Annotated in this window: 8 protein-coding genes and 1 other RNA gene; 5 read left to right on the forward strand and 4 right to left on the reverse strand. The window is 72.5% G+C overall.

Annotated elements, in window-relative coordinates; all coding sequences use genetic code 11:
- Together yaaA and E2651_RS39850 are read left to right on the forward strand one after the other, a co-directional pair.
- The coding region (gene yaaA / locus E2651_RS39845) for a peroxide stress protein YaaA (RefSeq protein WP_135336164.1) at positions 1-755 on the forward strand (755 nt) is incomplete at its 5' end.
- A 56-nt stretch (positions 756-811) separates the two neighbouring features.
- Entirely contained in the window at positions 812-2254 is a 1443-nt protein-coding gene (locus E2651_RS39850; RefSeq protein WP_135336165.1) for an RNB domain-containing ribonuclease, read from the forward strand.
- A gap of 3 nt (positions 2255-2257) precedes the next feature.
- Here the strand turns inward: E2651_RS39850 and E2651_RS44385 are convergent, their stop codons facing one another.
- Together E2651_RS44385 and E2651_RS39860 are read right to left on the reverse strand one after the other, a co-directional pair.
- Positions 2258-2758 (reverse strand): hypothetical protein, encoded by a 501-nt coding sequence (locus E2651_RS44385; RefSeq protein WP_167829037.1) that lies wholly within the window; start codon positions 2756-2758, stop codon positions 2258-2260.
- Positions 2755-2964 (reverse strand): hypothetical protein, encoded by a 210-nt coding sequence (locus E2651_RS39860; protein ID WP_135336166.1) that lies wholly within the window; start codon positions 2962-2964, stop codon positions 2755-2757. The genes E2651_RS44385 and E2651_RS39860 overlap by 4 nt, the downstream gene beginning before the upstream one ends.
- A gap of 103 nt (positions 2965-3067) precedes the next feature.
- On the opposite strand from E2651_RS39860, the gene E2651_RS39865 reads away from it, so the two are divergent.
- Together E2651_RS39865 and E2651_RS39870 are read left to right on the forward strand one after the other, a co-directional pair.
- Complete coding sequence (locus tag E2651_RS39865; protein ID WP_135336167.1) at positions 3068-3646, forward strand: Uma2 family endonuclease; 579 nt, start codon at positions 3068-3070, stop codon at positions 3644-3646.
- Positions 3647-3729: 83 nt separating this feature from the next.
- A complete protein-coding gene (locus E2651_RS39870) occupies positions 3730-4608 on the forward strand; it encodes an AraC family transcriptional regulator (protein ID WP_135336168.1) in 879 nt (292 codons plus the stop codon).
- A 747-nt stretch (positions 4609-5355) separates the two neighbouring features.
- Here the strand turns inward: E2651_RS39870 and E2651_RS44395 are convergent.
- Complete coding sequence (locus tag E2651_RS44395; RefSeq protein ID WP_167829038.1) at positions 5356-5499, reverse strand: hypothetical protein; 144 nt, start codon at positions 5497-5499, stop codon at positions 5356-5358.
- A 29-nt stretch (positions 5500-5528) separates the two neighbouring features.
- On the opposite strand from E2651_RS44395, the gene rnpB reads away from it, so the two are divergent.
- Positions 5529-5948: RNase P RNA component class A (gene rnpB / locus E2651_RS39880), an RNA gene on the forward strand.
- 21 nt (positions 5949-5969) lie between these two features.
- On the opposite strand, the gene E2651_RS44860 is transcribed toward rnpB, so the two are convergent.
- Positions 5970-6457: hypothetical protein (locus E2651_RS44860; RefSeq protein WP_209446370.1), on the reverse strand; the 488-nt coding region annotated here is incomplete at its 5' end.

A 6457-nucleotide genomic window follows, 5' to 3' on the forward strand; every position in this document is an offset into this window, starting at 1 on the left:
CCCCCCTCAAGCCGGAGTCGCTCTCCCTCCCCGCCCTCGCGGACGCGCGCCGGGCCGTCCTCGACGAGCTGGTCGACCTCTGCCTCGCGGACGAGGAGAAGGCCCGCGACGTACTCGGCCTGAGCGAAGGCCTGCGCGCCGAGGTCGCCAAGAACACCGAGCTCCGCACGGCGGGCGCGCGCCCCGCAGGGGAGATCTACACCGGTGTGCTGTACGACGCCCTGGACCTCGCGTCGCTCGACGCGGCCGCCAAGCGCCGCGCCGCCCGCTCCCTGCTCGTGTTCTCCGGCCTGTGGGGCGCCGTCGGCATCACCGACCGCATCCCCTCCTACCGCTGCTCGATGGGCGTGAAGCTGCCGGGCATCGGCGCGCTCGGCGCCCACTGGCGTACGCCGATGGCCTCGGCGCTGCCCGATGCGGCGGGGGACGGACTCGTACTCGATCTGCGGTCGTCGGCGTACACGGCCGCGTGGAAGCCGAAGGGCGAGGTCGCCGGGCGGACGGCGACGGTCCGGGTCCTTCACGCGCAGATCGACCCGGCGACCGGGGCCGAGAAGCGCTCCGTCGTCTCGCACTTCAACAAGGCGACGAAGGGCCGCATCGTCCGCTCCCTCCTGGAGACCGGCGCCCAGCCCGAGAACCCGGCCGAACTGGTCGAGGCGCTGCGGGACCTCGGCCACGTGGTGGAGGCGGAAGCCCCCGCCAAGCCGGGCAAGGCATGGGCCCTCGACGTGGTGGTCCGAGAGATCCACTGAGGTCGAGCGGCCCGGCGGGACGAGCGCCCGACGCCCGCCGGGCCTACGCTCGATCCATGCCCCGCCGCCATCTCCACGTGACCGGCGCAGCCGAGGCTCCGTTGCGGGGCGTGCTGCGTGAACTGCGGACGAAGCTGGACGTGCCGGAGGAGTTCCCGGCCGACGTGCTCGCGGAGGCGGAGCGTGCCGCCGCCGCGCCACGCCTTCCCGAAGACGACGCGACCGACATCCCCTTCTTCACCATCGACCCGCCCACCTCCGTCGACCTCGACCAGGCGATGCACCTGTCCCGGCGGGACGACGGCGGATTCCGGGTGCGGTACGCCATCGCCGACGTCGCCGCGTACGTCACGCCGGGCCGGGCGCTCGACGCCGAGGTCCACCGGCGCGTCACGACCCTCTACTTCCCCGACGAGAAGGTGCCGCTGCACCCCACCTCGCTGAGCGAGGGCGCCGCCAGCCTGCTGCCGGGGCAGGACTGCCCGGCCGCGCTCTGGACGATCGACCTCGACGACCAGGGGCGGACCCTCTCGACGGACGTACGCCGCGCCCTCGTACGCAGCCGCGCCAAGCTCGACTACGACGGCGCGCAGCGGGCGATCGACGACGGCACCGCCGAGGAGCCCCTCGCCCTGCTCGCCGAGATCGGACGGCTGCGCGAGCGCCTCGAGGTCGAGCGCGGCGGCATCTCCCTCAACGTCCCCGAGCAGGAGATCGTCGAGCGGGACGGCGCCTACGAACTCGCCTACCGGGCGCCGCTGCCCGCCGACGGCTGGAACGCCCAGATCTCCCTGCTCACCGGGATGGCCGCCGCGGAGCTGATGATCGATACGGGGACGGGCATCCTCCGTACGCTGCCCATGGCCCCCGACGGCGCGGTCGGCCGCCTCAGGCGCACCGCGAAGGCCCTGCGCATCGACTGGCCGCACCACGTCCCGTACGCCGAACTGGTGCGCTCGCTCGATCCGACCCGGTCCCATCACGCCGCGTTCCTGCAGGAGTGCACGACGCTGCTGCGGGGCGCGGGCTACACCGCGTTCAGCGGCGGCGAGATCCCCGAGCACACCACGCACGCCGCGGTCGCCGCCCCCTACGCCCACTGCACGGCACCACTGCGCCGCCTCGTCGACCGCTACGCCGCCGAGCTCTGCCTCGCGGCCTGCGCGGGAGACCCGCCTCCCGAGTGGGTGCTCGCCGCGCTGCCCGAGCTGCCCAAGGAGATGGCGGACGGCACGCGGCGCGGCAACACCGTGGAGCGCGCCTGCGTGGACATCGTCGAGGCGGCGCTGCTCAAGGAGCGGGTCGGCGAGATCTTCGACGCGGTGGTGGTGGACGTGAAGGAGGGCGAACCGGCCGTCGGCACCGTCCAGTTGACCGAACCGGCGATCGTCGCCCCGATCGACGGCGGCGCGGGCGAGCTGCCGCTGGGGGAGCGCCTGCGGGTACGGCTGACGCAGGCGGACCCCGGGGCGGCGGAGGTGCGGTTCGCACCCGCGTAAGGCCTACTCGGCGGTCGCCGTCTCGCGGGTCGCCGCCTTGAGCGCGGCGAGGAGCCCCGCCGGATCGTCGGCGTGCAGCCGCACGGTCGTCACCGGCCGGCGCTTCCCGAGGAACCCGACCGCGGTGATCGGCTCCCGCAGCTCCAGGGTGAGGGAGGCCTGCGAGGCAACGACCAGATCGAGCACGTCGTCGGCGGGCTCGTGCGCAGAGCGCCGCTCACCGCGCACCCGCGCCACCCACAGGAAGAGGCTGACCAGAGCCCGCAGCTCATGCCCGACGATCCGCCGCACGGGCTCGGGCACGACGTCCCGGACGGCATCGGGCCCGCCCCGCCCGTGCAGGACGGCGAGCCCCGCGCCGGCGACGACGAGCAGCGCCACGGCGAGAGCCTCGGCACCGACGAGTACGGTGCCGGGAAGCGCAGCGCCCCCCAACAGGACGGTGACGAAGGCGAGTTCAAAGGGCACGGCGATCCACACGATGCCCCGCAGCAGCCGCGTCATCGCGCATCACCCCGCTCGGCGAGCAGCCGCATGGCGCGGCGCACGGCCTCCGCCTGCGCGGGGGCGAAGTCGGCGAAGAAGGCTCTGAGGAAGGCGGACCCGGCGGCATCGGAGTCCCGCCCTTCCACGGCCGCGAGCGCCGAGAGCTGCTCCCGCCCCAGCTCCTCGGCCAGGCGGGGACCCGCCGGGCGGACGAAGCCTGACAATCACCCGTGGTCCTGTGCCACGATCGAGGGAACAACTCCCGATCTCATGGATGGCGGATCACCGATGTCCCAGTCTGGCGAGCGACCGAGGAAGGGGCGTGACATGACTGCCATGGCACACGAGCCGCTCACGCGGGCGGAGGTCCTGCTGGAGGGCTTCCTGGCCCTGGACACCCCGGAGGGTTTCCGGGCGGAACTGATCGAGGGGGACATTGTCGTGACGCCGCCGCCGGACGGGGACCACGAGGACTACATCGAGCTGGTCGTGAGCCAGGTGTACAGGCGTTCCCGGACCGATATGCAGTTCTCCGGGAACAAGGGCCTGAAGCTCAAGGGCGGGGAGGCCTGTCCGAAGAGCCACGCGATCCCGGACGGTACCTTCGCCCCCAGGAAGCTGCGGCTCTTCAAGGGGGCAGAACCCTGGATGCCTTGCGACGGCGTAACCATGGTCGTCGAGGTCACCTCCACCAGGCCGCAGGCGGACCGGGAAGCCAAGCGGCGCTGCTACGCCCGCGGCGGCATCCCGCTCTACCTGCTGATCGACCGTGACGAATCCTCGGTGACGCTGTTCAGCGAGGCCGAAGGGGACGACTACCGGCAGCACTGCACGCTGCCCTTCGGCAAGGCGCTCGCCCTCCCCGAACCGTTCGGCTTCGAGCTGGAGACCTCGGAGTTCGTCTGACCGTCCACGGAAGGTTCCCGGAGACGGCATCGAAGTGGGGCGCGGTGGCGTTGCACCCTTGAGTGGGGCGACGGGAGCACGACATGGACGGCAAGGCACTGAACGGCAACGGCGGCGGTCGCGAGCAAGCCGTCTGGACGCGCGCCCACCTCGGACCGGGCGCCCCGCCCATCGACCTCCTCACCGCCCGCTTCGACCAGCACCGCTACGCGCCGCACTACCACGAGGAGTTCACCATCGGGGTCTGCATCGGCGGCTCCGAGATCATCGACTACCGGGGCGGGCGGCTGCACGTGGGGCCGGGGTCCATCGTCGTACTCGCACCGGGAGAAGTGCACACCGGCGGGCCCGGCCACCACGGCGGCTACGCGTACCGGGCGATGTACCCGGCGCGAAACCTCCTCGCCGAGGGCACCGCGACCGCCCCGCACTTCCGCGACCCGGTGATGGACGACCCCGAGCTGGCGGCGGCCCTGCGCGCGGCGCACACCGAACTCAGCGGCGCCGCCGACCCGTTGGAGGCCGAGTCACGGCTGCCCTGGCTGCTCGCCGCCCTCGCCCGCAGGCACAGCACCGCGCGGCCCCTGTGCGACACGATCCCCGGCGCCGACCACATAGCCCGCTCCGTGCGCGACCGCCTCGCCGACGAGCTGCTCGCCCCGCCCTCCCTCGCCGAACTCGCCGCCCCCCTGGGCCTCTCCCGCTACCAACTCCTGCGCGCCTTCCGTACGTCGACGGGGATGCCGCCCTACGCCTGGCTCGCCCAGCACCGCGTGACCCGCGCCCGCACCCTGCTCGACGCGGGGCTGCGACCGGCGGAGGCGGCAGCCCTGGTGGGCTTCGCCGACCAGGCACACCTGACCCGCTGGTTCCGCCGCGTCCTGGGAGTGACCCCGGCGGCGTACCGCAACAGCGTCCACCCCGCCCCCCGCCGCAACAGCGTTCAAGACGTCGCACGTTGAACAACCCGAAACTGCCCGCATGACTGCACGCGGCTGGTTCCTCTTCTCCCTGATGGGTGTCCTCTGGGGCATCCCGTACCTGATGATCAAAGTGGCCGTCGAAGACCTCTCGCCGTCGATGGTGGTCTTCGCCCGCTGCGCGCTCGGCGCCGCGCTGCTCCTGCCGTTCGCCGTACGCCAAGGGGGACTGCCCCGCGTCGTACGCGCCCACTGGAAGCCCATGCTGGCGTTCTCCTGCATCGAGATCCTGGGCCCCTGGTGGACCCTCACCGACGCCGAGCGCCGCCTCTCCAGCTCCACGGCGGGCCTGCTGATCGCGGCGGTTCCGATCATCGGCGCGGTCCTGGCCCGTTTCTTCGGCGACACGGAACGCCTGGGCGCCCGCCGCCTCACGGGCCTGGGCCTGGGCCTCGGCGGAGTCGCCGTCCTGACCATCCCCCACCTCACCGGCGGCGACGCCTGGTCCCTGACGGAGGTCCTGCTCACGGCACTCGGCTACGCCATCGCCCCGCTGATCGTGGCCCGCCACCTCAAGGCGGTCCCCACCCTCCAGCTGATCGCCCCCTGCCTGACCCTGGCGGCGCTCGTCTACGCCCTACCGGCCTGGGCCAGCCGGCCGTCTGCCGCCCCGAGCCCGCAGACTCTGGCCTCGCTCGCGGGCCTGGGCGTCATCTGCACGGCCCTGGCCTTCGTCGTCTTCCTGGAACTCATCCGCGAGGCGGGCCCGACGCGGGCCGTCGTCTTCACCTACGTGAACCCGGCGGTGGCGGTGGCGGCGGGCGTGGCCTTCCTCTCCGAACCCTTCACGGCGGGCATCGCGGCGTCGTTCGCGCTGATTCTGGCGGGGTCGTTCCTGGCGACGGCGTCCGCCTCGGGGCGGAGCCGCGGCACACGGCGGGTAGCATGGTCGACACGGCAGACGAGCCGGGCGGACGGCCGCGTGAAGCTCCCCTCACCAGGGGCTCTTCCCGAGGAACGTCCGGGCTCCACAGGGCAAGGTGGTGGCTAACGGCCACCCGGGGTGACCCGCGGGACAGTGCCACAGAAAACAGACCGCCGGGGGCTTCGGCCCCCGGTAAGGGTGAAACGGTGGTGTAAGAGACCACCAGCGCCTGAGGTGACTCAGGCGGCTAGGTAAACCCCACCTGGAGCAAGGTCAAAAGGAAACGCCGCTTTGTAAGAAGGGGCGGTTCTGCGCGGACGATCGAGGGCTGCCCGCCCGAGTCCGCGGGTAGACCGCACGAGGTCCGCAGCAATGCGGACCCTAGATGGATGGCCGTCTCCCCGGCCGCCGCGAGGCGCCCGGGCGACAGAACCCGGCGTACAGCCCGACTCGTCTGCCGCTTACGCCCGACGTCGGGTCAGCTGAGCGTGGCGCCGAACCCGCCCTTCTCGGCTTCTTTCGCGGGGACCTGGATCTTGCCGCGGTGGGCGATCTCGACCTGGTAGAACGTGCTGCCTCGCGGTACCCCGGCGACCTTGACCGGATAGGTGCAGATCGTTTCGAGGACGGCGTCCTTGTCCTCGGGGACTCCGCGGCCCAGAGCGCCGGTGGCGAGGACCTTTCCCGTCTCGTCGTAGACGGTCACGCTCGTGCCCTCGTCGATGTCGTCGTATCCGTCGGTCCCGGAACAGCTCCCCTCGTACGGGAAAGCCTCACCAAGAGTGAACGTACCGGTGAGTGTGAAGCTGCGCGGCTCGTCGTCGGCGAAGGCGGCCGGGATGGCGAGGGTGAGGGCAGTGCCGAGTGCCAGGCCGCCGATGCCGGTTGCGGTGGGCAGGACCCACGGAGCGCGGAGGCGGCCGGTGGCGGGGGGTGCCGGCGGCTGCTCGGGCATGGCAGGCGGGG

Origin of the sequence: Streptomyces sp. MZ04 (assembly GCF_004684775.1) — a bacterium.
Taxonomy (GTDB): domain Bacteria; phylum Actinomycetota; class Actinomycetes; order Streptomycetales; family Streptomycetaceae; genus Streptomyces.

Excerpts from the sequence above, each read along its gene's own strand:
- E2651_RS44385 (WP_167829037.1), bottom strand. The coding sequence starts at position 2,758 with ATGACGCGGCTGCTGCGGGGCATCGTGTGGATCGCCGTGCCCTTTGAA.
- E2651_RS39865 (WP_135336167.1), top strand. The coding sequence starts at position 3,068 with ATGACTGCCATGGCACACGAGCCGCTCACGCGGGCGGAGGTCCTGCTG.
- E2651_RS39870 (WP_135336168.1), top strand. The coding sequence starts at position 3,730 with ATGGACGGCAAGGCACTGAACGGCAACGGCGGCGGTCGCGAGCAAGCC.
- E2651_RS39850 (WP_135336165.1), top strand. The coding sequence starts at position 812 with ATGCCCCGCCGCCATCTCCACGTGACCGGCGCAGCCGAGGCTCCGTTG.